Origin of the sequence: Leclercia adecarboxylata (assembly GCF_006874705.1) — a bacterium.
Lineage (GTDB): Bacteria > Pseudomonadota > Gammaproteobacteria > Enterobacterales > Enterobacteriaceae > Enterobacter > Enterobacter adecarboxylatus_C.
In genome coordinates, this window is the sequence record NZ_CP035382.1 from 2,823,569 (window position 1) to 2,847,021 (window position 23,453).

The following is a 23,453-nucleotide window of genomic DNA, read 5'->3' on the forward strand; positions in this document are numbered from 1 at the left end:
GTTCTCCGTTTGCAATGACTGTATGAAAGCGCGACGAAAAAGGGATGAGAGAAAGTCTGGCGTGGCTAAGACTTTTTCCTGGTTAGCGGTGTGTTTGTTGCAAAACTGTGGGCAGGTTAACAATTACGCGCGTGCCGCCCTGCGACTCGAGGGTTAACTCTCCGCCCAGGGCATGCACGCGCTCGCGCATCCCCTGAATACCAAAACCGGGGATCTGCTGCGGGCTGATGCCGCTGCCGTTATCACGCACCTCCAGGCGCAGCTGGCTACCGTGCTCGCAGAGCAGGACGCTGACCTCGCTGGCATTGGCGTGTTTGCTGACGTTATTCAGCAGCTCCTGCAGCAGGCGATAGAGAGTAAAGATCAGGGTTTCACTCTGCGGCGGGGCGGTGAGCCGGTAATCAAACCGACACTCGATCCCGCGCTCGGCAAAGGCGAACTCGTTCACCAGGTGGTGCAGAGCCTCGTTTAAGGAGAGTTCATCCAGCACCGGGGGGCGCAGCTGACGCAGCAGCTGGCGGGTGGAGTGATGGATGCGCCGCGCCAGCTCGTTGATCTGCCCGGCGGCTTCTAACGCCTGCGGGGTATCGCCCGCCCGCTTCACCAGCTGGGACTGGATCTGAATGGCGGTGATGTTCTGCCCGATTTCGTCGTGCAGCTCCCGGGCCAGGTGCTTGCGGGTATCTTCTTCGGTGTGGATCAGCTTTTCTGCCAGCGCGCGGCGGGCCTGAAGTTCAGCCTCCAGCCGACGGCGGTAGTGATCGAGGTTCATCGCCAGATGCTGCTGGCGGCTGATGGCGATCCCCAGCCCAATCCCCAGCAGCGACTGGGTGGCGAGGAAAATCTCCAGCTCCAGCAGGTCGCTGAACCCCACCCCGACTTGACGGGCGATAGTGATCATCATGCTGCCCAGCAGCCCGGAGAGCACGCCGCCCTGCCAGCCGAACTTCCACGCCATCACCACGTTGGGCAGGAACACCACGATCAGCAGCAGCCGCTCCAGGGCCGGAGAGAGCACCATCTGGGTGCCGATGCCGATGATAAAAAACAGGCTGCACCAGATGATCAGCGAGGTGCGCAGGGGCGGGTTGCTGGTATCGAGCCCCAGCAGGTGATAGCGGTGCTGCTGGCGTAAAAACTCAAATACCAGATAGACGAACGGGGTCAGCAGCACCCCGCCGGTAAAGGAGGCCAGCGCCAGCAGGGTGGTCGGGCTGTCGAGAAAGGGCGCCAGGATCAGGGTCTGAAGCAGAGCGTTGAGGGTCACCGCGGCGATCAGCAGCGACAGGCGCTGCCAGTAAAGAGGAAAGCGGTGCCAGTAGCGTTGCGCCAGCCACGCGCAGACGGTGCCTACCAGCGGCACGACCAGCATCAGGTAATGGGTCAAAAGCTGTTCGCCGTGCAGCCAGAGCATGGCGGCCAGCGGGGGGAGGATCAACGCCGGCCAGAAGCGGCGCGAGAGCACGATCAGCAGCGCCAGATAGACGCCCTGGGGCAAAAACAGCGCCGCCTGCTGCCCGTTGCGGGTGAGGTAAAAACTGAGCGTCCACAGCATCAGCCAGCCGGTGCCCCAGGCCAGCATAATAAACAGCGAGAGGATGATGTGCCGCAGGGAGCGCCGCATCAGTGGCCGGTCAGCAGCTGGTGGTCGAGGGCAAAATGCACCAGTTCGATGGTGCTGTTGCACTGCAGTTTGCCCAGCACGTTGGCGCGATGCACGTGGACGGTTTTATGGCTAAGCTCGAGCCTGAAGGCGATCTCCTTCACGCTTTCCCCCTGAACCAGCAGCTCGAAGACCTCTTTCTCGCGCGGGGTTAACACCGCCAGCGCCTGGGACACCGGTTCGCCGCCACGCAGGGCTTTAACCGCATCGGCACAGAGATAATGGCCGCCCATCCCGACGGAACGCACGGCCTGCACCAGCTCCTCCGGGCCGCAGCGTTTGGTGAGATAGCCGCTGGCCCCGGCGTCCAGAGCGCTCTGCACAAAGGCAGGCGTATCGTAGATGCTGAGGATTATCGCGCGAAACCCCGGGCGCTGCTGGCGCAGGCGTTTGAGCAGGCTCAGGCCGTTTTCATCGGGCATGGCGACGTCGAGCACCGCCACGTCGACGGCATCGCGGGTGAGCGCGGGCCAGGCCTCGGCGGCGCTGCTGTACTGGCCTTCGACAACCAGATCGTCTTCCAGATTTAACAGCTGGGCAAACCCGGAACGCACCACCACGTGATCGTCCACCAGCACCACTTTGATCATCTCAGATACCTTTGGGGAATAGTGTCTCTATGATGCCTGTCCGCGTCGGGCTGGCAATTGTGCGGCTGCGGTTATGTAACCCATGTAACAAAAATGCAATAAATGCCGGGTGGCGATTTTGTAGGCCCGACAAGCGCAGCGCCGCCGGGCAATGCTGACCGCACAAAATTCACTATCTATTGCCGCTTTTTTTCTAAAAACGATTCGGCATTAACGATGCTTTTTAATTCCTTTATCAAAATTCCGCCGCCGGAAATACTGCCTCCATAACAACCAAGGGAGCAGACATTATGGCAATTTCATCGCGTTTTACCTTATTTGGCGCACTGGCGCTGTGGGCCGTTCAGGCGCAGGCGGTGGACGTCACCATCGCGTATCAAACCTCCGCTGAGCCGGCAAAAGTGGCGCAGGCGGATAACACTTTCGAAAAAGCGAGCGGTGCCAAAGTGGACTGGCGCAAGTTCGACAGCGGCGCCAGCATCGTGCGGGCGCTGGCCTCCGGCGATGTGCAGATTGGCAACCTCGGCTCCAGCCCGCTGGCGGTAGCCGCCAGTCAGCAGGTGCCGATCGAAGTCTTCCTGCTGGCTTCGCAGCTCGGCAATTCCGAAGCGCTGGTGGTGAAGAAAAACATCACTAAGCCCGAAGATCTGATCGGCAAACGCATCGCGGTGCCGTTTATCTCTACCACTCACTACAGTCTGCTCGCGGCCCTGAAACACTGGAACATCAAGCCGGGGCAGGTGGAAATTATCAACCTGCAACCCCCGGCAATTATCGCCGCCTGGCAGCGGGGCGATATTGACGGGGCCTATGTCTGGTCGCCTGCGGTAAACGAACTGGAGAAAGACGGCAGCGTGCTGACCGACTCCGCCCAGGTGGGCCAGTGGGGCTCGCCAACCCTCGACGTCTGGGTGGTGCGCAAAGACTTTGCCGAGAAGCACCCGGAGATCGTGAAAGCCTTCGCGAAAAGCGCCATCGACGCCCAGCAGCCCTACATTGCCAACCCGGATGAGTGGCTGAAGCAGCCAGCCAACCTCGAGAAACTTGCCCGCCTGAGCGGCGTGCCGGAAGCCGACGTGCCGGGACTGGTGAAGGGCAATACCTACCTGACGCCTGCCCAGCAGTTGCAGCAGCTGGCGGGACCGGTGAATAAAGCGATTGTGGATACCGCAGGCTTCCTGAAAGAGCAGGGCAAAGTACCCGCGGTGGCGGCTGACTACAGCCAGTACGTGACCGACCGCTTTGTGAAGTAAGGGGGCCGTATGCTGAATATTACAAATCTGCACGCAGATTACGCTGGCAAGCCTGCGCTGGAGGATATCAACCTGACGCTGGATAGCGGCGAGCTGCTGGTGGTGCTCGGCCCGTCCGGCTGCGGGAAGACCACGCTGCTGAATCTGATCGCCGGGTTTGTACCCTGGCAGCACGGCACCATCCAACTGGCAGGTAAAAAGGTGGAGGGTCCAGGCGCCGAGCGCGGCGTGGTCTTCCAGAACGAAGGGCTGCTGCCGTGGCGTAACGTACAGGAGAACGTCGCTTTTGGGCTGCAGCTGGCGGGCACCTCGCGGGAAGAACGACTGACCATCGCCCGGGAGATGCTGAAAAAAGTGGGGCTGGAGGGGGCGGAGAAGCGCTATATCTGGCAGCTCTCCGGCGGCCAGCGTCAGCGCGTCGGCATCGCCCGGGCGCTGGCGGCCAATCCACAGCTGTTGCTGCTGGATGAGCCGTTCGGGGCGCTGGATGCCTTTACCCGCGAGCAGATGCAAACCCTGCTGCTGCGTCTGTGGCATGAGACCGGCAAGCAGGTACTGCTCATCACCCATGACATCGAAGAAGCGGTGTTTATGGCTACCGAACTGGTGCTGCTGTCGCCGGGGCCGGGCCGGGTGCTGGAGCGCCTGCCGCTCAACTTTGCCCACCGCTTTGTCGCAGGCGAGCCGGTGCGCAGCATCAAGTCCGACCCCGATTTTATTGCCCAGCGCGAATACGTGCTGAGCCGCGTGTTTGAACAGCGGGAGGCCTTCTCATGAGCATTGTGGTGAATGACAAAACGGCGCGTAAACGCCTGACCCTGCACTGGCCCTTCTCCCGCCAGTTGACGCTCAGCGTCAGCACCCTGCTGGTGCTGCTGGCCGTGTGGTGGGCCGTGGCGGCGCAGCAGTGGGTCAGCCCGCTGTTCCTGCCGCCGCCGGGCCAGGTGCTGGTGAAACTGTTCACTATCGCCGGTCCGCAAGGATTTATGGATGCCACCCTGTGGCAGCATCTGGCGGCCAGCCTGGGACGCATTCTGGTGGCCTTGCTGGCGGCGGTGATCCTCGGTATCCCGGTGGGTATTGCGATGGGCTTAAGCCCGACGGTGCGCGGGATCCTCGATCCGCTGATTGAGCTTTATCGTCCGGTGCCGCCGCTGGCGTATCTGCCGCTGATGGTGATCTGGTTTGGCATCGGCGAGACCTCGAAGATCCTGCTGATCTACCTGGCGATTTTCGCCCCGGTGGCGATGTCGGCGGTGGCGGGAGTCAAAAGCGCCCAGCAGGTGCGGATCCGCGCCGCGCAGTCGCTGGGTGCCAGCCGGGCGCAGGTGCTGTGGTTTGTGATTTTACCCGGCGCGCTGCCGGAGATCCTGACCGGGTTGCGTATCGGGCTCGGGGTAGGCTGGTCGACGCTGGTGGCAGCAGAACTGATCGCCGCCACGCGCGGGTTAGGCTTTATGGTCCAGTCGGCGGGGGAGTTCCTGGCGACGGACGTGGTACTGGCAGGGATCGCGGTGATCGCCGTGATCGCCTTCGGATTAGAACTGGGGCTGCGCGCGTTACAGCGCCGCCTGACGCCCTGGCATGGAGAGAGACAATGAGTGAACGTCTGACCATTACCCCGCTGGGGCCGTACATTGGCGCGCAGATTTCCGGCCTGGATGTGACCCGGCCATTAAGCGATAACCAGTTTGAGCAGCTCTATCACGCGGTGCTGCGCCATCAGGTGGTATTCCTGCGCGAGCAGGCGATCACCCCGCAGCAGCAGCGCGCTCTGGCGCTCCGTTTTGGCGATCTGCATATTCACCCGGTCTATCCGCACGCCGAGGGGGTGGAGGAGATCATCGTCCTGGATACCCACAACGATAACCCGCCGGACAATGACAACTGGCACACCGATGTCACCTTTATTGAGACCCCGCCCGCCGGGGCGATCCTCGCGGCCAAACAGCTCCCGGAGAGCGGGGGAGATACCCTGTGGGCCAGCGGGATTGCGGCCTTTGAGGCCTTATCCGCGCCGTTCCGCCAGCTGCTGAGCGGCCTGCGGGCGGAGCATGATTTCAAAAAATCCTTCCAGGAGTACAAGTACCGTAAAACGGAAGAGGAGCATCAGCGCTGGCAGGAGGCGGTCGCCAAACACCCTCCGCTGCTGCACCCGGTGGTGCGTACCCATCCGGTCAGCGGCAAGCAGGCGCTGTTCGTCAACGAAGGGTTCACCACGCGGATTGTGGATCTGAGCGAGAAAGAGAGCGAGGCGCTGCTCACGTTCCTGTTTGCCCATATCACGAAGCCGGAGTTCCAGGTGCGCTGGCGTTGGCAGGAGAACGATCTGGCGATCTGGGATAACCGGGTGACGCAGCATTACGCTAATGCCGATTACCTGCCGCAGCGGCGGATTATGCAGCGGGCGACGATATTGGGGGATAAACCTTTCTTCCGTGCGGGCTGATTGCCGGGTGGCGGCTAGGCCTTACCCGGCCTACAACACCCGCTCCCGTAGGCCCGGTAAGCGTAGCGCCACCGGGCGTGACAAATGCGCACCGTGATTCCCGTAGGCCCGGTAAGCGTAGCGCCACCGGGCGTGACAAATGTGCGCCGTGATTCCCGTAGACCCGGTAGCGTAGCGCCACCGGGCGTGACAAATGTGCGCCGTGATTCCCGTAGGCCCGGTAAGGCGTAGCCGCCACCGGGCGTGACAAATGCGCACCGTGATTCCCGTAGGCCCGGTAAGCGTAGCGCCACCGGGCGTGACAAATGTGCGCCGTGATTCCCGTAGGCCCGGTAAGGCGTAGCCGCCACCGGGCGTGACAAATGCGCACCATGATTCCCGTAGGCCCGGTAAGCGTAGCGCCACCGGGCGTGACAAATGCGCACCATGATTCCCGTAGGCCCGGTAAGGCGTAGCCGCCACAGGGCGTTACAGATGCGCTTCGATATAACGCTGATAGCGGTTGGCTTTCAGATAACAGAGATCCACCAGCACCAGTCCGTCCACGCAGTTGTTGAACGCCGGATCGCTGCCAAAATCGATAAACTGCACGCCGCCGGGCTCGCACAGCTCGGAGTACTGCTTGTACAGCGGCGGGATGCCGCATCCCAGATTGCCGAGCAATGATTTCAGCCGGGTCAGATCCTCCACGTAATCCTCGCCGCTAAACTGCGCCAGCACCTCGGGTAGCGAGGCGGGATAAGGACGTCGCGAGGCGGCCAGCGGATGGCTAGCCGGGAACCACAGCCGGTAGAAGGCCACCAGCAGATCCCGCGCCGCGGGCGGTAATCCACCGGAGATCGACACCGGGCCGAACAGGTAGCGGTAGTGCGGATAGCGCGCCAGATAAGCGCCAATCCCGGACCACAGGTAGTCCAGCCCGCGCCGTCCCCAGTAGCGCGGCTGAATAAAGCTGCGCCCCAGTTCAATCCCATGCTCGAGGATGTCCTGCATTTTGTCATCGTAGTGGAACAGGCTGTAGCTGTAGAGCGCCTCCGGCTCCCGCATCGCCGTCGGGATAAAACGGTATGCGCCGACGATCTCCAGATCCTCGTTATCCCACAAAATCAGGTGCAGATAGTCATCGTCGTAGCTGTCGGTGTCCCGGCGCTTGCCGCTGCCTTCTCCTACCGCGCGAAAGGCGATCTCCCGAAGCCGCCCCAGCTCACGCAGGATCGGGACATCTTCCTGGCCGTTGCGCTGCCACAGGTAAATGGTTTTGCCATCGGCGGTGGTGCCCAGACACTCCGCCTGCGCCAGCTCTCGCTTCAGGGTGGCCCGGTCTTCCGCACGGGCTATGGCGGACTCGGTTTTGAACACTCCCGGTAGCCCTTTGCCGAGACGCAGCACGTGCTGGCGGCACCGTTCGGCCATTTCCCGCGGGGAGAGCGTGGGGCTGAACCAGTGGCTCCAGCCGATCTGCTGACCGATTTTCACCGGCAGGCGGCTGTGGCGACGGCGAAACATCTGCTGCATCAGCAGCAGCATCGACAGGTTCGGGGAGAGCAGGGTGCTGGCATAGAACAGCAGGCTGTTGCGGGCCTGGATACTCACCGGCAGCAGCGGCGCGCGGAATTTTCCCGCCAGCTTAATAAAGCCGGGGTGCCACTTTTTATCGCGGATCCCGGTGCGCGTCGGGCGGGATACTTCCCCCGCTGGGAAGAAAATCAGCACTCCGGCGTTTTGCAGGTGCTGCTCCATCAGGGTGAATGACGATTTCGCCGTCCGTCCGCCCATGTTGTCCACCGGAATAAACAGCGAGCTCAGCGGCTCCAGATGCGTCAGCATGCGGTTGGTGACAACTTTGACATCGCGGCGCACCCGGGAGACGGCATACAGCAGCGCCAGTCCATCCAGCGTACCGGTAGGGTGGTTAGCCATAACAATCAGCGGGCCGTGAGCGGGGATTTGTTCGAGGTCGTGAGCCGGAAGGGTACAGAGGATATCGAGATGGTCCAGAACCTGTTCCACCATATCCAGCCCTTTCAGGTGGCGATGGTCGGCGGCAAACTGCCGGAACTCCTCTTCGTGGAATAACTTCTTTAACAGCCTTTTTTGCCAGGGTGCAGGCCTCGCCTGCGGCCAAAGGTCATCGAGAACGCTGTCGAGACTAAACATGGTGGCACCTCCTGCTGTCCTGCTCAGACAGTAGAAGCGCCAGATGTCGGTTGTATTGCAGTGTGGTGAAGGTTTGTCACAGGCCGGGTAAGGCGAAGCCGCCGCCCGGCGCTGCCGATTAACGCAGAATTTTCTTCTCGGCCAGATCCAGCGCGAAGTAGCTGAAGATCAGATCCGCGCCCGCGCGTTTGATCGCCCCCAGGCTTTCGAGGATCACTTTCTCTTCGTCGATCGCCCCCGCCTGCGCGGCGAATTTGATCATCGCGTACTCACCGCTCACCTGATAGGCGCCCAGCGGCAGATCGGTGCGTTCGCGGATATCGCGCAGGATGTCGAGGTAGGCACCTGCCGGTTTCACCATCAGGCAGTCGGCGCCCTGGGCTTCGTCGAGCAGCGATTCGCGGATCGCTTCGCGGCGGTTCAGCGGGTTCATCTGATAGGTTTTGCGATCGCCTTTCAGCGCGGTGCCTGCCGCTTCACGGAACGGACCGTAGAAGGAGGAGGCGAACTTGGTGGAGTAGGACATGATCGCGGTATCGGTGAAGCCCGCGGCGTCCAGCGCCTGGCGAATGGCCTGCACCTGGCCGTCCATAGCGGCAGACGGGGCGATAAAGTCAGCGCCTGCGGCGGCGGCCACGACGGCCTGTTTGCCCAGGTTGAGCAGGGTCGCGTCGTTATCCACGCCATGATCGCACAGCACGCCGCAGTGGCCGTGGGAGGTGTATTCGCAGAAGCAGGTGTCGGACATGACGATCATCTCTGGCACCGTCTCTTTGGCGATGCGCGACATGCGCGCCACCAGACCGTCCTCTTTCCAGGCATCGCTGCCGGTGGCGTCGGTATGATGGGAGATGCCGAAGGTCATGATCGACCGGATGCCAGCGTTGGCGATACGCTCAATTTCGCGTGCCAGGTGTTTCTCCGGAATACGCATGACGCCCGGCATGGCCTCGATGGCTTTGTAGTCATCAATCTCTTCTTCAACAAAAATCGGCAACACCAGATCGTTTAAGGTCAGTGTTGTCTCTTCAAAAAGCGCGCGCAGAGCAGGGGATTTGCGCAGACGACGGGGACGAGCAATTAAATCGTTCATGATATGCCTGACGAGTGTGAATCAAAGAGGGACAGTGTACCCGAAATGGCCGTCGGCTGTTTTACTAAAGTTGTCGTTTAGCTCGCAGAATGTGGGGTGGGATGGCCAGCCATTATTTCCTGCTTTTTCAATTTATTACCCGAAATAAGTTTACGCTCTTTCTATGCAGGATAAAGTTGGTTCAAAAAATATATCCTGCCCAGGTAATATCCTAACCAGGCCAGATTCTTTTTTACGGTTCTCAGCGTTACGTATTTATTTTATGTCTCATTTGCTTTTATTTTATAACTTACAATGATCTTTCACCTTTTATAAATTTCCTTTCGAATAAATATAATACATTGAAATATATGGTTATTTTTAATATTTTTTATATTTTAAAAAGTATTTATATTATTCTGTCTGTTTTCGGACTTAATTGTCGGATTCATTGAACCATTTTGTTTTAAGGCTGCATAATTCTCCTCGCAATATATTTGCACTGTATTTACGGACAAACTTGCTTACGTCCCTGAGGAGGGATGACCCAATGCAAACATGGAAAAAGAAACTTGTTGTATCTCAACTTGCATTAGCCTGCACGCTGGCTATCGCTTCTCAGGCCAATGCAAAAGATATTTCTGGTAGCACTTACAACACCTTTGGTTATGATAATACCGCGACGTCAGCCTGGTTTAATGGATATTCCGACTGGAATGACTCCAGCGCAACGCACGACAGCGATATCTATCCTGTCATCAACAAATCCACCGTAAACGGCGTTATCTCAACGTATTACCTGGATGATGGCGTGGGCGGTCGTGCAAATTCACTGAACATCTCTGACAGCACGATCAACGGGATGATCACCTCTGAGTGTATGACCACCGAATGTGCGGGCGGTCTGAATGCCGACGGCACTACCCATCAGCAGTACGATCGTTTTGCGCTGACGGTGGACAATACCACCATCAACGACACCTATGAGCATTACGCTTACGATGTGGTGAACGGCTCTACAACCACCACTCAATACTGGGATACTCACGCGCTGGGCAACGCCATTACCCTTGACGTGGAATCTGACATCGTTATCCAGAACAACTCCCGCATCGCCGGTATCACCCTGACTCAGGGCTATCACCAGCTTGACAACACACCGTACGATGCTGACACCGGTATTGAAGACAACAGCCACGTCTTCACCAACACCCTCCAGGTGAAAGATTCCGTTGTGACCTCTGGCGCTTATAGCGATCTGGGCACCAGCGGCTTCTATGGTCAGTCGGCAAAACCAAGCGATTACGGCGAAAATAACGCTACGGCGTCGGACGATGCGGCGCTGATCGTGTCGGCCAGCCGCGCGGATAACGCCATGCGCACCACGGCAAACTTCGATCACTCCACCCTGACCGGCGATGTGCTGTTCACCAACACCTTCGACAACAACTTCTATCCGAATGGCGATCCGGCTACCGATACCACTGCTGACGGCGTTTATAACCCGACCACCAACGGCTGGGACGGTACCGACAAGCTGGATCTGACCCTCACCAACGGCAGCAAGTGGGTCGGTGCCGCCGTCTCCAGCGTAGAGGCGATCGGGCCTTCTCAGATGTATGGTCTGGGCTACAGCAGCGTCGACTGGCGTACCCTGGCAGCAAACAGCATCTGGCCTGAATCGACCTTCAACAGCAACGGTCATCTGGTGGGCAATCAGGTTTATCAGAGCGGTCTGTTCAACGTCACCCTGGATAACGGTTCCGAATGGGATACCCGTAAGCAATCCAACATTGATGCTCTGACCGTTAACAACCGTTCGCAGGTTAATGTCGAAAGCTCCGGCCTGCTGGCTGACAGCATCACCCTGACCAACGCGTCGACCATGAACATCGGCGATTCCGGTGAAGTGGCAACCGACAGCCTGTATCTCGACAGTTCAAGTCTCGCCACCCTGACTCAGGAGACGGCAGAGCTGTATGCCAACACCATCACCGTGGATAACCGTGCAGAGCTGGCGCTGGGTCTGGGCCAGGTCGACACCCATAAACTGGTGCTGACCGACGGCGGCGTGCTGAACGTTGCCAGTCGCGACTACGTGTTCAATTCCGATCTGAACAACGCCCGCTACGTCACCAACGATATCCACCAGGCAGAGTACGATTACGGGACAATCGCCCTCAACTCGGATGGTCACCTGGCGGTGAACGGTGAAGTGTCCGGTAACTATAAAGTCCGTCTGGATAACGCGACCGGTGCCGGCTCCGTTGCCGACTACAAAAACAAAGAGATTGTCCGCATTTACGATAACAATGCGGATACGCAGGCCAGCTTCACCGCGGCCAACAAAGCGGATCTCGGGGCTTATACTTACCAGGCTCAGCAGCAGGGCGACACCGTGGTGCTGCATCAGGAGCGCCTGACCGATTATGCCAACATGGCGCTGAGCATTCCGTCTGCCAACACCAACATCTGGCATCTGCAACAGGATGCCCTGGCTAACCGTCTGACCAACAGCCGTCACGGCCTGGCCGACAAGGGTGGCGCATGGGTGAACGTCTTCGGCGGCAATTTCGACGGCGATAACGGCACTATTCACTACGATCAGGACGTCAGCGGCATCATGGTGGGTCTTGATACCCATATTGATGGCAACAACGCCGACTGGATCTTCGGTGCGGCAGCGGGCTTTGCCAAAGGCGATATGAACGATCGCAGCGGCCAGGTGGATCAGGACAGCCAGACCGCGATGCTGTACTCCGCCGCGCGCTTTGCTAACGATGTCTTCATCGACAGCTCCCTGAGCTACTCGCGCTTCAATAACGATCTCTCTGCCAACATGAGCAATGGCGAGTACGTCGATGGCAACACCACCACCGACGCCTGGGGCTTCGGGCTGAAGCTGGGCTACGACTGGAAACCGAACGATGCCGGTTACCTCACCCCGTATGCCGCCATCTCCGGCCTGTTCCAGTCTGGCGACGATTATCGTCTGAGCAACGATCTGCGCGTGGGCAGCCAGTCCTACGACAGCATGCGTTATGAAGCCGGTTTCGACGCGGGTTACACCTTCGGTTACGGCGACGATCAGGCGCTGACGCCGTTCTTCAAACTGGCGTACGTCTACGACGATGCCGGTGAAGATGCCAAAGTTAACGGCGACAACATCGATAACGGTGTGAAAGGTTCCGCGGTGCGTGTGGGACTGGGTACGCAGTTTAGCTTCACCAAAAACTTCAGTGCTTACACTGATGCCACTTACCTCGGTGGTGGTGATGTTGATCAAAACTGGGGCGCCAACCTCGGTGTGAAATACACCTGGTAACACGCCTGATGCGGGGAGGCGTGCCTCCCCGCTTTTTAGCGTCAGTTAAGGATGACTCGAGACCTGCATGAACCGGTATGCAAAACCCCTTTCTGAATTCTCCCGGCTCGAAAAGTGCCTCTCTGCGCACAGCACGCCGTTCAAACTGTCTGCCCAGCTTCCGGTGTTTGGCGAGCGCAACGAAGAAAATCACTGCGCGGTGGTGCTGCAGTCTGGATCGCTCAGCATTCACCGCCAGCAGGATGATTTACTGGTCGAGATTGTCGCCGCGCCCTACATCTTCGGGATTAACGCCGGCATGATGGGCTGTAGCACAGAGTACCTGCTGATATCACAATCGCCCTGTTCCGGGTTCTATCTCCCCGCCGCCAGCGCCCGCCATCTGATCCAGCAGGCCGGTTTATGGTCTGATGCGTTCTGCTGGCTCTCCTGGCACCACCGGGTGATGGAGATCCGCGACAAGCAGCTGGTGGGCAATAACTCGTACAGCCAGATCCGCGCCACGCTGCTGGATATGGCCCAGTGGGATGAAGCGTTACGTATGCGGGTGGGGGTGATGAGCTACATTCAGCGCCGCACGCGTATTTCGCGTTCGGTGGTGGCAGAGGTGCTGGCGGCGTTACGGCAGGGGAACTACATCACGATGGAGCGGGGCAAACTGGTTAGCGTCAACCGTTTGCCCGCTGAATATTAGTCCAGGGAAGCGGTGATCGCCTGCGGCTTGTTCTCGCTCAGCTCCACCACCAGCTGGTTGACGCCGTCGCTCATATTGACGAAACGCGTAAGCGGCGAGCGCGTCACCACCACAAATACCCCAACGTTAGACTGCGGGATCATCGCCATATAGGTGATGAATCCGCCGCCGCCGCCGGTTTTCTGGATAATGCCCGGACGACCGTTTTTCGGCGCCAGATAGACCCAGCCGAGGCCCAGCGCGTCCGCGCGGCCTGGCACATCCATGCCAATCACTCGCGTTAACTGGCTGCGCTGATAGATCAGCGTCTGCATTCTGTCGGCCTGATTGCTGCGCGCGTAGAAATCAGAGGAGAGGAACTGCTGCATCCAGCGCATCATGTCGCCCGGGGTGGAGTAAACCCCGCCGCTGCCCACTGCCGCCAGAGTGTTGTTACACGGGCTGGCCCCTTTTTCCGCCACCATCAGGCGCTTGCACTGATCGGGGGAGGGGGTAAAGGTGGTGTCTTTCATTCCCAGCGGACGGGCGATTTGCTCGTCGAACAGCTGAGCGTAGGGTTTGCCCGCTGCGTTGCCCAGCGCATCGGCCAGCAGATCAAAGGCCAGGTTTGAGTAGGCGGCCTGCGAACCCGGTGATGATTTCAGGGTCGCCGTCGATAACCAGTTCCAGCGTTGATCCCGGGTCGGCCAGACAAATACTGGACGATGGGCGGCACCGCCGGGCTGTTCGCGCGGCAGGGCGCTGGTGTGGGTGGCAAGGTTGACGAGCGTAATGGGCGCGCCCTGATATGTCGGCACCCGGGCCCCCGGCGGGGCGTATTTGCTTAACGGATCGTTCAGCTTCACCACGCCCTGATCGAGCAGCTTCACCAGCATCTCACTGGTCATCAGTTTGGTCAGGGAGGCAATGCGTACCACCGAATCCAGCTGCGGGTGAACATTATTACCCGGACGTGTTTCGCCAAAGCTGCGGAATACGCGCTGGTTACCGTCAATCGCCACCAGGGCCATCCCCGTTGCGCCGCTGCCGTAAAAAATAAGATTCGCATAGCGATCGACCACATCGGAGGCGAAGGCCGGATCGGCAATCGACTGGGCAGGGGCAGCCTGCACGCAGGTGAGGCTGGCCGCATACAGCGCGGCGGAGAGTAACAGACTACGTTTCAACGAAAGCATCCATGAAGTGAATGAGAAAAGTATGCGTATTTATACTACTAAACGGCGTATTGCAAAGGCCTGAACAGCATAACGATAGCGTGAAAAACGTAACCATGGGTAAATACAAACAATTTCGTTATTACCGATCTCATGTTTTGTGACATTGCGCTTATGATACTTGTCAGCTCATTTACTTTTCCGCGCAGGTGGCGGTTGACGGCGAACTAAAACCAGGCCGGCAGGTCTGATAATCCGTCGTCCACAGCAGTAGCGATAACTACAAGAAGGAAGCGTTATGTTTAAGTCGTTTTTCCCCAAACCGGGGCCCTTTTTCCTTTCGGCCTTTATTTGGGCCCTGATCGCTGTCATTTTCTGGCAGGCCGGTGGCGCTGACGGTTTTGCGCGTCTGGTCGGTGCCACAGGCGATGTGCCAATCAGCGCGGCGCGTTTCTGGTCGCCGGGCTATCTGCTCTTTTATGCTTATTACGCCTTCTGCATCGGGGCGTTTGCCCTGTTCTGGTTTATCTACTCGCCGCACCGCTGGCAGTACTGGTCGATTCTCGGCACCTCGCTGATTATCTTTGTCACCTGGTTTCTGGTGGAGGTCGGGGTGGCGGTCAACGCTTGGTATGCGCCGTTCTATGATCTGATCCAGACCGCGCTCAGCGCGCCGCACAAAGTCACTATTAACCAGTTTTATCATGAAGTCGGCGTGTTCCTCGGGATCGCGCTGATCGCCGTTGTTATTGGCGTGATGAATAATTTCTTTGTCAGCCACTACGTGTTCCGCTGGCGCACCGCGATGAACGAATACTATATGGCCCACTGGCAGCAGCTGCGCCATATCGAAGGTGCCGCCCAGCGTGTGCAGGAAGATACCATGCGCTTCGCATCCACCCTTGAAGATATGGGGGTCAGCTTTATCAACGCCATCATGACCCTGATCGCCTTCCTGCCGGTGCTGGTTACGCTGTCTGCCCACGTGCCGGAACTGCCAATTGTCGGCCATCTGCCGTACGGCCTGGTGATCGCTGCGATTGTCTGGTCGCTGATGGGTACGGGTCTGCTGGCGGCGGTGGGGATCAAACTGCCGGGGCTGGAGTTTAAAAACCAGCGCGTCGAAGCGGCCTACCGTAAAGAGCTGGTCTATGGCGAAGACGACGCCAGCCGCGCCTCGCCGCCGACGGTGCGCGAACTGTTCGGCGCGGTGCGTCGCAACTATTTCCGCCTCTATTTCCACTACATGTACTTCAACATCGCCCGCATCCTTTATCTGCAGGTGGATAACGTTTTCGGCTTGTTCCTGCTGTTCCCGTCGATTGTGGCCGGTACTATCACCCTGGGTCTGATGACGCAAATCACCAATGTGTTTGGTCAGGTACGAGGGTCGTTCCAGTATCTGATCAGCTCATGGACCACGCTGGTGGAGCTGATGTCCATCTATAAACGTTTACGCAGTTTTGAACGTGAGCTGGATGGTCAGGATCTACAGGAAGTGACCCATACGTTGAGCTAATACAGGGAGTCGTTATGTCTTTTATCGTACCGCGTGCATTACCCTTTTCGCTGCTTGCCGCCCTGGTGTTAGCCGGGTGTGCTGAGAGGGAAGCTGCGCCACTGAAAAAGGGCGAAAAGCCCGTCGATGTGGCCAGCGTCGTGCGGCAAAAAATGCCCGCCACGGTGAAAGACCGGGACCAGTGGGCCTCGGCGCTGGCAAAAACCTTTGAGAGCCAGAAGATTGCCCCCACCGAGGAGAATATCTGCTCGGTGTTGGCGGTGGCGCAGCAGGAGTCGCTGTATCAGTCCGATCCGGCGGTACCGGGGCTGAACAAAATCGCCTGGAAAGAGATCGATCGCCGGGCAGAAAAGCTGCACATCCCGGCGTTCCTGGTCCATACGGCGCTGAAAATCACCTCGCCGAACGGGAAAAGCTACAGCGAGCGGCTGGATACGGTGAAAACCGAGAAACAGCTGAGCGCCATCTTCGACGATATGATCGGTACGGTGCCGATGGGGCAGACCCTGTTTGGCTCCCTGAACCCGGTGCATACCGGTGGGCCAATGCAGGTCAGTATCGCCTTCGCGGAAAAGCATACCGACGGCTATCCGTGGAAAATCGAGAATACGGTGCGTCAGGAGGTCTTTTCCCTGCGCGGCGGCCTGTGGTTTGGCACCTACCATCTGCTGAACTATCCCGCCAGCTACGATGTGCCGCTCTACCGCTTTGCTGACTTCAACGCCGGCTGGTACGCCAGCCGCAATGCGGCATTCCAGAGTGCAGTCAGCCGCGCCAGCGGGGTGAAGCTGGCGCTGGACGGAGATCTGATCGTCTACGGCAGCAGCGAGGCAGGGAAGACGGAACTGGCGGTGCGTAAGCTTAAAAGCAAGCTGGATATGAGCGACAGTGAGATTCGCCAGCAGCTGGCGAAAGGCGACAGCCTGGCATTTGAGAAAACCGAACTTTATCAGCAGGTGTACAAGCTGGCGGAGCAGAAGAGCGGAAAGAAACTCCCGAAAGCGATATTACCGGGGATCCAGCTTGAGAGCCCGAAAATCACCCGCAATCTGACTACCGCCTGGTTTGCCCAGCGCGTTGACGATCGCCGGGCGAAGTGTATGGCGCTAAATTAGCGGTAGCGGCGCCAGCGCACGACCAGGGCAACGGCGCCCAACACCACCAGCCCCACAAGGAACGGGATCAGCCCGAATACGGTCCCGACGCCCAGCCCAATCTCCACGCGCGGGCGACCGGAGTCTTCGACCTGCATCAGGTGCTCATACACGCCGGGAGCATGCACAAGGATATTCAGCAGCTGTGAGCCTGCCCAGAAGCAGAACAGCACAAACAGAGCGTATGCGATATTTCCTGCCGTGGAGGTCTTAGGTTGTCTGGTGCTGAAAATCGGCTTCGACATAGTAAAGTCTGCCATAACTACCTCCGGAATGTTCTGCCTGGCTATATGCCTGTTGTACACGCTGAGTTTGACAGCTCATGGCGGATGTCAATATCGGAATGATGGTAATTTGGCCTGGAGAATTCTCCTGGATGTGCAATTTTTGCCGCGCATCACAGATTTTTTACTTAAGTGAAATTCACTCTCATTTCAGATTTTCCGCATACGCCGCAGACCTGACGACAAAACTGTGCGAGGATAGATTTTTTCTTCTGGAGCGACCATGAAACTGCCTGCCAAAATCCGCCGTGACTGGCACTTCTACGCCTTTGCTATTGGGCTGATTTTTATTCTGAACGGGGTGGTGGGGCTGCTGGGCTTCGAAGCGAAGGGCTGGCAAACCTATGCGGTAGGGCTGGTGACCTGGGTTATCAGTTTCTGGCTGGCAGGGTTTATCATTCGCCGTCGCCCGGAAGAGACGACGGCGAACGACGCGGATTAACCGTTAACGGAAATCTGTAGCGCGCTGTCAGCGGCATGTCGCTCCAGCGCCAGTTCAATCAGGCGGGTAATCAGATCCGGGTAGCTGAGGCCGCTGGCCTGCCACAGTTTCGGGTACATGCTGATGTTGGTGAAGCCTGGCAGCGTGTTGATTTCATTGATCACGACGCGATTATCTGCCGTTAAGAAGACATCGACACGCGCCATGCCGCGACAGCCCAGCGCCTGATACGCCTCGATGGCAATGGCGCGGATCGCGTCGTTCACCTCTGGATCCAGCGCGGCGGGCACCACCACCTGCGCGCCCTGGTCGTCGATGTATTTGGTGTCGTAAGAGTAGAAATCGCTGTTCAGCACCACTTCACCACAGGTGCTGGCCTGCGGGAAATCATTCCCCAGCACCGCGCACTCAATCTCACGGCCTTTGATTCCCTGTTCCACCACCACTTTGTGATCGAAGGTAAAGGCCAGACGCACCGCGTCGCTGAACTGCGCTTCGCTGTTCACTTTGCTGACGCCGACGGAGGAGCCCTGGTTCGCCGGTTTGACGAACAGCGGCAGGCCAAAGCGGGCGCTGAGATCGGCAAAGGTATGCTGGTCGCGGTTGGCGCGGGTCAGGGTGACAAAGGGGGCCACGTTCAGCCCGGCATCGCGCAGCAGGCGCTTGGTGACGTCCTTATCCATGCAGGCGGCGGAACCGAGCACGTCGGAGCCGACGAACGGCAGGTTAGCCATCCGCAGCATCCCCTGCAGGGAGCCGTCTTCGCCCAGCGTGCCGTGGACAATCGGGAAAATGACGTCGATCTGCGACAGTGTCTGCCCGGTACTGGCATTGATCAGCTGGCCCTGCATCACGCCTGGCACAGTGGCAACGCTAATCTCAGACGGGTTCAGCGCGATGTGCGCCGGATCGTCAGCGTTGAGCAGATAGCCCTGCTCGTCGTTAATGTGCCATTGACCCTGTTTATCAATGCCTAACAGCACGACCTCAAAGCGGCTCTTATCAATCGCGTTAACGATATTTTTGGCCGATTGCAGCGACACTTCGTGCTCGGCTGATTTTCCCCCAAAGACAATACCTACCCGCAACTTCGCCATCACTTCGCTCATCCACTCTGACTCAAAACGCTTACCCTATCACGATGCCCGGCGGAATTCGCCGCCTTCTGCCATAATGTTTTGGCACATTGTTTCAGGAGGGGGAGTGAAAGGGAAAAGCCTGATTATCTGTCTTGCTGTCATTGCTGCGGCCATCGCAAGCTACCGCTGGCTGCCGTCGTATTACAACCCCTTTGCCCCGCTATCTCTCGACGATCCTCCCGGGACCCTGACCCAGTTTAAGCTCAGACGCCTGTCCCCTGAGCATTGTGAAATACTGCTGGCGCAGGCCAATGCGCGCCAGCTGATCCGCACCCAGACGGTGGCCGACAGCACGGGAGAGTGTCCGCTGAACGACGTGGTGCGCGTGCGTAGCTTTGGCAGCGTCAGCCTCAGCAGCAGCTTTCTCGCCAGCTGCCCGCTGGCGCTCAGCTCGGCGCTGTTCGTCAACCAGCAGGCCCGGCCCCTTACCCAAACCATGATGGGCAGCAGCCTGTCGCGCATTGACCATCTTGGAAGCTTTGCCTGTCGGAACATCTATCATCGTCCGAATGCCCGGCGCAGCGAGCATGCCAGCGCCGAGGCGCTGGATATCAGCGGCTTTACGCTGGAGAACGGGCAGCGGATCTCGGTCCTGCGCGGCTGGCAAAGCGCCACCACCCAGCCATGGCTGCGGGCGCTGCTGGGGGCCAGCTGCGGCTACTTCGGCAATGCCCTCGGCCCGGATTACAATGCCGCCCACGCCAACCATTTTCATCTGGGCATGCGCGGTTTTGGCTACTGCCCGCAAAGTATAAATCACCAGACAAAAGGCAAAAATATGTGACATGTTTCACAGATATGATGACTGGGAAGATAAAACACCGAAGTCGCGGCAGGCGCATCTCTGATAACTTTCGGCGCAGCCTGAGTTGGTAATCTGATAGCGAATTCATGCAAAACGAAGACAGTATCCGCCTATGGAATCGTGGAAAGTTAACCTCATTTCGGTCTGGTTCGGTTGTTTTTTCACCGGTCTTGCCATCAGCCAGATTTTACCTTTTTTGCCGCTGTACGTGTCCCAGCTTGGCGTCTCGTCCCACGAGGCGCTGTCGATGTGGTCGGGCCTGACTTTCAGCGTCACGTTTCTGGTCTCGGCCATTGTCTCGCCAATGTGGGGCAGCCTGGCCGACCGCAAAGGGCGCAAGCTGATGCTGCTGCGCGCCTCGCTGGGAATGGCGATTGCGATCCTGCTCCAGGCTTTTGCCACTAACGTCTGGCAGCTGTTCCTGCTGCGTGCGCTGATGGGGCTGACCTCCGGCTATATCCCGAATGCCATGGCGCTGGTGGCCTCACAGGTGCCCCGGGAGCGCAGCGGCTGGGCCATCAGTACCCTGTCGACGGCGCAGATCAGCGGCGTGATCGGCGGCCCGCTGATGGGGGGCTTTCTGGCTGACCACGTGGGGCTGCGCGCGGTGTTCCTCATCACCGCGGTCCTGCTGGTGATCAGCTTTCTGGTGACGCTGTTTCTGATTAAAGAGGGGGCTCGCCCGACGACGAGCAAAGCGGAGCGGCTGAGCGGTAAGGCGGTGTTTGCCTCGCTACCCTACCCATGGCTGATGATCAGCCTGTTTATCACCACTATGGTGATCCAGCTCTGTAACGGTTCGGTAGGGCCGATCCTCGCACTGTTTATTCAGTCGATGGCGCCGGACAGCAACAATATCGCCTTCCTCAGCGGGATGATTGCCGCCGTGCCGGGCATCTCCGCGCTGATGTCTGCCCCGCGTCTGGGCAAGCTGGGGGATCGCATCGGCACCGGTCGCATTCTGATGGCGACGCTTATCGTGGCGGTGGTGCTCTTTTTTGCCATGTCCTTTGTTACCACCCCCTTCCAGCTTGGGGTGCTGCGCTTCCTGCTGGGCTTTGCCGATGGTGCCATGCTGCCTGCCGTACAGACGCTGCTGATTAAATACTCCAGCGATCGGGTAACCGGGCGGATCTTCGGTTATAACCAGTCGTTTATGTATCTGGGGAACGTCGCCGGTCCGCTGATGGGGGCGGCAGTCTCGGCGATGGCCGGATTCCGCTGGGTGTTTGCCGCCACCGCGGTGGTGGTCTTACTGAATATAATCCAGCTGGCATGGGCCATGCGGCGGCGACGCCAGCAGGAAGCCAGCATTCGGGGGAATAAGCGGTTGTAGCCTTGCTGTATAATATATTTAAGCAGGGCTGTCATTATCTTTTATTTGAAATGGCGGTTCTGCTTTTATTTTGCACTGCCTCGACGCTTTAATTTAATTTAAAGTGCCTCTTTCCCGGCTGCCCGGCAGATTAATTTATCAGGAGTGTGTTGTCCGGCTAAAAATAGTACTTTTAACTACTTTGCAAGCCTCAGGCATAATGATAACGTCGGAAAAAATCTCATAAGGAAATAGCGCTGTGAAAAATCTCATTGCTGAGTTGTTGCTGAAGCTTGCACAAAAGGAAGAAGAGTCAAAAGAGCTGGTGGCCCAGGTCGAAGCGTTAGAAATTGTGGTAACCGCGCTGTTACGACAGATGGCGCAAAGTGAGCAGCAGGCGCTGATTGATAGCGTGGAAGGCGCGCTGGATGAGGCCCGACCAGACACACAGGTCTCTGAGCAGGACAGCGAAATGCTGCAGCAATACGTAAAAAAGCTGTTACGGCACCCGCGCAACTGAACGGTCATCTGACGTAATTTCATGTCATAGAACCGTCACATCGGTTGCCTATAGTCGCTCTGTTTTATTTTTTTATGTATTTCTACATGGAAAAAATAAGTGAAACAGAGCGCACTTTATATTGCATTACTGTCCCTGTTATTTACCCCCACAATTTATGCTGAAACTGTGGCATCGACCAGGGTTCTGGATAATCGTGCCGCTCAGGGTGATATCACCCAGCCTGCCCCTGACAGGGCAATATATCCACTATGTGCCTGATAAAAAATCCGGCAAGCCAGATGGCGTCACCGACTCCACTGCCCGGCACGAAAAAACACCTAACGGGTGGTTTTTTCAGCAGCACGAACCAGACTTACTGTGATCATCCACAGAAGGAAAGTGCTATGAAAATCACACTGCTGGTTACGCTGCTCTTTGGTCTGTTTTCTCTTACCCCGGTGGGGGCCCAGGATAAACAGCAAACCCCGCAGCAGCAACGTATGACCACCTGCAATCAACAGGCCACCGCCCAGGCGCTGAAGGGCGATTCCCGTAAGACCTATATGAGCGACTGCCTGAAAAACGCCTCCTCTAAACCCGGCGAAAAAAGCCTGACGCCGCAGCAACAAAGGATGCGCGAATGCAACAGTCAGGCGACCCAACAATCCCTTAAAGGCGACGATCGAAATAAGTTTATGAGTGCCTGTCTGAAGAAAAACGGCTAGTTCAAACGGGTGAGCGAGCCCGGTGGCTCACCCGAAATATCATACTTAGCCTTGAGTAAGCCTTTCTATAATTTGGGAAAATGCTTTTGAGTGTTCCCAAAAATTATGAATGATGAAAACTTTTACAGCAAAGTCTATGCCCGGGAAGGAATGAGTCAGGCGCATTCAGCGGATGAGTATCACCGTGCGGGTATCCGACTGGCTCGTCGGCTGCGTTGGCCGCGAGCGGTGGGGCTGGGCATTCTCTTCTTACCGATTGCCAGCGTGCTGGTCGCGCAGCCGGTCAACGGTGTCTGGTGGCTGCTGCTGGTTGGCTGGGCGTTTGTCTGGCCCCATCTGGCCTGGCAATTAGCAGCGCGTTCTACCGATCCCTATAACGGCGAGATGTTTAACCTCAAAGTCGACGCCATTGTGGCCGGGGTCTGGATTGGGGTGATGGGAATTAATGCCATGCCAAGCGCGGCGCTGGTTATGATGATAAGCATGAACCTTATTGGCGTGGGCGGGATCCGGCTGTACGGCCCCGGGGTGATGATGACCGCACTGGCGGCGCTGGTCTCCCTGCAGCTCACGCGCGTGACGCCGGACTACGTCAGCACGCCGCTGGAACTCTGGCTCGCGCTGCCGGTGATCGTCTTTTACCCGATGCTGTTTGCCTGGGTGAGTTTCCATACGACGAGTCGTCTGGTGGAACATAAGCGCCGGCTTGAGCTGATGAGTACTCTTGATGGCATGACGGGGGTGTTTAATCGTCGCCACTGGGAAGTTTTGCTGCGCACGGAATATGAAAACTGCCGCCGCTATCACCGTAGCGCCACGCTCCTGCTGATCGATATCGATCACTTCAAGAGCATTAACGATACCTGGGGCCACGACGTTGGCGATCAGGCGATTGTCGCCGTCACCCGGCAGCTACAGCTCACGCTACGCGCCAGCGATATGATTGGCCGCTTTGGCGGGGATGAGTTCGCGGTGATCATGAGCGGCACGCAGGCGGAAAGCGCCATTGCGGCAATGTCGCGGGTACACGAACGGCTGGTAGATTTACATCTGCCGGGATCGCTCCAGGTAAAGATATCCATCAGCGTCGGCGTAGCGCCGCTCACGACGTCGATGGTGCATTATCAGGAGTGGCTTAAAGCGGCGGATATCGCGCTCTACAAAGCGAAAAATGCCGGACGTAACCGCACCGAAGTGGCGGCCTGACGTCC

General features: G+C 58.1%; 21 protein-coding genes and 1 pseudogene. 15 read left to right on the forward strand and 7 right to left on the reverse strand.

Annotation, left to right across the window (positions count from 1 at the left end):
• Positions 1 to 82 precede the first annotated feature (82 nt).
• Together ES815_RS14390 and ES815_RS14395 are read right to left on the reverse strand one after the other, a co-directional pair.
• A complete protein-coding gene (locus tag ES815_RS14390) occupies positions 83 to 1,624 on the reverse strand; it encodes an MASE1 domain-containing protein (RefSeq protein WP_142488376.1) in 1,542 nt (513 codons plus the stop codon).
• Entirely contained in the window at positions 1,624 to 2,253 is a 630-nt protein-coding gene (locus ES815_RS14395) for a response regulator transcription factor (protein WP_142488377.1), read from the reverse strand. Before ES815_RS14395 ends, ES815_RS14390 begins: the two co-directional genes overlap by 1 nt.
• Before the next feature lie 290 nt (positions 2,254 to 2,543).
• Here ES815_RS14395 and tauA point away from each other — a divergent pair, with 290 nt between their 5' ends.
• The 4 genes from tauA to tauD are packed head-to-tail and all read left to right on the forward strand — an operon-like array spanning position 2,544 to position 5,955.
• Positions 2,544 to 3,506, forward strand: coding sequence for a taurine ABC transporter substrate-binding protein (gene tauA, locus ES815_RS14400; protein WP_142488378.1), 963 nt, complete (start codon positions 2,544 to 2,546; stop codon positions 3,504 to 3,506).
• A 9-nt stretch (positions 3,507 to 3,515) separates the two neighbouring features.
• Positions 3,516 to 4,283, forward strand: coding sequence for a taurine ABC transporter ATP-binding subunit (gene tauB, locus ES815_RS14405; protein WP_142488379.1), 768 nt, complete (start codon positions 3,516 to 3,518; stop codon positions 4,281 to 4,283).
• Positions 4,280 to 5,107: a taurine ABC transporter permease TauC gene (tauC, locus tag ES815_RS14410; protein ID WP_142488380.1), complete on the forward strand. Its 828-nt coding sequence runs from the start codon at positions 4,280 to 4,282 to the stop codon at positions 5,105 to 5,107. The genes tauB and tauC overlap by 4 nt, the downstream gene beginning before the upstream one ends.
• On the forward strand, positions 5,104 to 5,955 hold the full coding sequence (gene tauD / locus ES815_RS14415; protein ID WP_142488381.1) for a taurine dioxygenase: 852 nt from the start codon (positions 5,104 to 5,106) through the stop codon (positions 5,953 to 5,955). The genes tauC and tauD overlap by 4 nt, the downstream gene beginning before the upstream one ends.
• A gap of 468 nt (positions 5,956 to 6,423) precedes the next feature.
• On the opposite strand, the gene ES815_RS14420 is transcribed toward tauD, so the two are convergent.
• Positions 6,424 to 8,112, reverse strand: a complete 1,689-nt coding sequence (locus ES815_RS14420; protein WP_142488382.1) for a lysophospholipid acyltransferase family protein — start codon at positions 8,110 to 8,112, stop codon at positions 6,424 to 6,426.
• Positions 8,113 to 8,230: 118 nt separating this feature from the next.
• Positions 8,231 to 9,205 (reverse strand): porphobilinogen synthase, encoded by a 975-nt coding sequence (gene hemB, locus ES815_RS14425; protein ID WP_106992090.1) that lies wholly within the window; start codon positions 9,203 to 9,205, stop codon positions 8,231 to 8,233.
• A 529-nt stretch (positions 9,206 to 9,734) separates the two neighbouring features.
• On the opposite strand from hemB, the gene ES815_RS14430 reads away from it, so the two are divergent.
• Positions 9,735 to 12,509: an autotransporter outer membrane beta-barrel domain-containing protein gene (locus tag ES815_RS14430; RefSeq protein WP_142488383.1), complete on the forward strand. Its 2,775-nt coding sequence runs from the start codon at positions 9,735 to 9,737 to the stop codon at positions 12,507 to 12,509.
• Positions 12,510 to 12,576: 67 nt separating this feature from the next.
• On the forward strand, positions 12,577 to 13,203 hold the full coding sequence (locus ES815_RS14435) for a helix-turn-helix domain-containing protein (protein ID WP_142488384.1): 627 nt from the start codon (positions 12,577 to 12,579) through the stop codon (positions 13,201 to 13,203).
• On the opposite strand, the gene ampH is transcribed toward ES815_RS14435, so the two are convergent.
• Positions 13,200 to 14,369: a D-alanyl-D-alanine-carboxypeptidase/endopeptidase AmpH gene (gene ampH / locus ES815_RS14440; protein ID WP_142488385.1), complete on the reverse strand. Its 1,170-nt coding sequence runs from the start codon at positions 14,367 to 14,369 to the stop codon at positions 13,200 to 13,202. The two genes, ES815_RS14435 and ampH, sit on opposite strands and share 4 nt — an antisense overlap.
• A 286-nt stretch (positions 14,370 to 14,655) precedes the next feature.
• Between ampH and sbmA the strand changes: the two genes are divergently transcribed.
• Together sbmA and ES815_RS14450 are read left to right on the forward strand one after the other, a co-directional pair.
• Positions 14,656 to 15,876, forward strand: a complete 1,221-nt coding sequence (gene sbmA / locus ES815_RS14445; RefSeq protein WP_142488386.1) for a peptide antibiotic transporter SbmA — start codon at positions 14,656 to 14,658, stop codon at positions 15,874 to 15,876.
• Positions 15,877 to 15,890: 14 nt separating this feature from the next.
• On the forward strand, positions 15,891 to 16,991 hold the full coding sequence (locus ES815_RS14450) for a DUF1615 domain-containing protein (RefSeq protein ID WP_142488387.1): 1,101 nt from the start codon (positions 15,891 to 15,893) through the stop codon (positions 16,989 to 16,991).
• Here the strand turns inward: ES815_RS14450 and ES815_RS14455 are convergent.
• A complete protein-coding gene (locus tag ES815_RS14455) occupies positions 16,988 to 17,290 on the reverse strand; it encodes a DUF2755 family protein (RefSeq protein ID WP_106992096.1) in 303 nt (100 codons plus the stop codon). The genes ES815_RS14450 and ES815_RS14455 overlap by 4 nt on opposite strands.
• Before the next feature lie 247 nt (positions 17,291 to 17,537).
• Here ES815_RS14455 and ES815_RS14460 point away from each other — a divergent pair, with 247 nt between their 5' ends.
• Positions 17,538 to 17,756, forward strand: coding sequence for a DUF2754 domain-containing protein (locus ES815_RS14460; protein WP_142488388.1), 219 nt, complete (start codon positions 17,538 to 17,540; stop codon positions 17,754 to 17,756).
• Here ES815_RS14460 and ddlA read toward each other — a convergent pair.
• Positions 17,753 to 18,853: a D-alanine--D-alanine ligase gene (ddlA, locus tag ES815_RS14465; RefSeq protein WP_142488389.1), complete on the reverse strand. Its 1,101-nt coding sequence runs from the start codon at positions 18,851 to 18,853 to the stop codon at positions 17,753 to 17,755. The two genes, ES815_RS14460 and ddlA, sit on opposite strands and share 4 nt — an antisense overlap.
• A 76-nt stretch (positions 18,854 to 18,929) precedes the next feature.
• Here ddlA and ES815_RS14470 point away from each other — a divergent pair, with 76 nt between their 5' ends.
• The 6 genes and pseudogenes from ES815_RS14470 to adrA all read left to right on the forward strand — a co-directional run bounded on the left by ES815_RS14470 (position 18,930) and on the right by adrA (position 23,448).
• Positions 18,930 to 19,679 (forward strand): extensin family protein, encoded by a 750-nt coding sequence (locus tag ES815_RS14470; protein ID WP_185902336.1) that lies wholly within the window; start codon positions 18,930 to 18,932, stop codon positions 19,677 to 19,679.
• 133 nt (positions 19,680 to 19,812) lie between these two features.
• The gene (locus ES815_RS14475; RefSeq protein ID WP_142488391.1) at positions 19,813 to 21,036 is read left to right on the forward strand and encodes a multidrug efflux MFS transporter; all 1,224 of its coding nucleotides are present in this window, start codon (positions 19,813 to 19,815) and stop codon (positions 21,034 to 21,036) included.
• Between the two features lie 238 nt (positions 21,037 to 21,274).
• Positions 21,275 to 21,535, forward strand: a complete 261-nt coding sequence (gene iraP / locus ES815_RS14480) for an anti-adapter protein IraP (RefSeq protein ID WP_142488392.1) — start codon at positions 21,275 to 21,277, stop codon at positions 21,533 to 21,535.
• Between the two features lie 99 nt (positions 21,536 to 21,634).
• A pseudogene (locus ES815_RS23965) lies at positions 21,635 to 21,839 on the forward strand (alkaline phosphatase); the annotation flags it as partial.
• A gap of 82 nt (positions 21,840 to 21,921) precedes the next feature.
• Positions 21,922 to 22,242, forward strand: coding sequence for a phosphate starvation-inducible protein PsiF (psiF, locus tag ES815_RS14490; protein WP_142488393.1), 321 nt, complete (start codon positions 21,922 to 21,924; stop codon positions 22,240 to 22,242).
• A 90-nt stretch (positions 22,243 to 22,332) separates the two neighbouring features.
• On the forward strand, positions 22,333 to 23,448 hold the full coding sequence (gene adrA / locus ES815_RS14495) for a diguanylate cyclase AdrA (RefSeq protein WP_142488394.1): 1,116 nt from the start codon (positions 22,333 to 22,335) through the stop codon (positions 23,446 to 23,448).
• Positions 23,449 to 23,453 lie beyond the last annotated feature (5 nt).

Bases quoted from the DNA above. Each gene is read 5' to 3' on its own strand.
- ES815_RS14390 (WP_142488376.1), bottom strand. From the start codon at position 1,624: ATGCGGCGCTCCCTGCGGCACATCATCCTCTCGCTGTTTATTATGCTG.
- ES815_RS14395 (WP_142488377.1), bottom strand. From the start codon at position 2,253: ATGATCAAAGTGGTGCTGGTGGACGATCACGTGGTGGTGCGTTCCGGG.
- tauA (WP_142488378.1), top strand. From the start codon at position 2,544: ATGGCAATTTCATCGCGTTTTACCTTATTTGGCGCACTGGCGCTGTGG.
- tauB (WP_142488379.1), top strand. From the start codon at position 3,516: ATGCTGAATATTACAAATCTGCACGCAGATTACGCTGGCAAGCCTGCG.
- tauC (WP_142488380.1), top strand. From the start codon at position 4,280: ATGAGCATTGTGGTGAATGACAAAACGGCGCGTAAACGCCTGACCCTG.
- tauD (WP_142488381.1), top strand. From the start codon at position 5,104: ATGAGTGAACGTCTGACCATTACCCCGCTGGGGCCGTACATTGGCGCG.
- ES815_RS14420 (WP_142488382.1), bottom strand. From the start codon at position 8,112: ATGTTTAGTCTCGACAGCGTTCTCGATGACCTTTGGCCGCAGGCGAGG.
- hemB (WP_106992090.1), bottom strand. From the start codon at position 9,205: ATGAACGATTTAATTGCTCGTCCCCGTCGTCTGCGCAAATCCCCTGCT.
- ES815_RS14430 (WP_142488383.1), top strand. From the start codon at position 9,735: ATGCAAACATGGAAAAAGAAACTTGTTGTATCTCAACTTGCATTAGCC.
- ES815_RS14435 (WP_142488384.1), top strand. From the start codon at position 12,577: ATGAACCGGTATGCAAAACCCCTTTCTGAATTCTCCCGGCTCGAAAAG.
- sbmA (WP_142488386.1), top strand. From the start codon at position 14,656: ATGTTTAAGTCGTTTTTCCCCAAACCGGGGCCCTTTTTCCTTTCGGCC.
- ES815_RS14450 (WP_142488387.1), top strand. From the start codon at position 15,891: ATGTCTTTTATCGTACCGCGTGCATTACCCTTTTCGCTGCTTGCCGCC.
- ES815_RS14455 (WP_106992096.1), bottom strand. From the start codon at position 17,290: ATGGCAGACTTTACTATGTCGAAGCCGATTTTCAGCACCAGACAACCT.
- ES815_RS14460 (WP_142488388.1), top strand. From the start codon at position 17,538: ATGAAACTGCCTGCCAAAATCCGCCGTGACTGGCACTTCTACGCCTTT.
- ddlA (WP_142488389.1), bottom strand. From the start codon at position 18,853: ATGGCGAAGTTGCGGGTAGGTATTGTCTTTGGGGGAAAATCAGCCGAG.
- ES815_RS14470 (WP_185902336.1), top strand. From the start codon at position 18,930: ATGTTTTGGCACATTGTTTCAGGAGGGGGAGTGAAAGGGAAAAGCCTG.
- ES815_RS14475 (WP_142488391.1), top strand. From the start codon at position 19,813: ATGGAATCGTGGAAAGTTAACCTCATTTCGGTCTGGTTCGGTTGTTTT.
- psiF (WP_142488393.1), top strand. From the start codon at position 21,922: ATGAAAATCACACTGCTGGTTACGCTGCTCTTTGGTCTGTTTTCTCTT.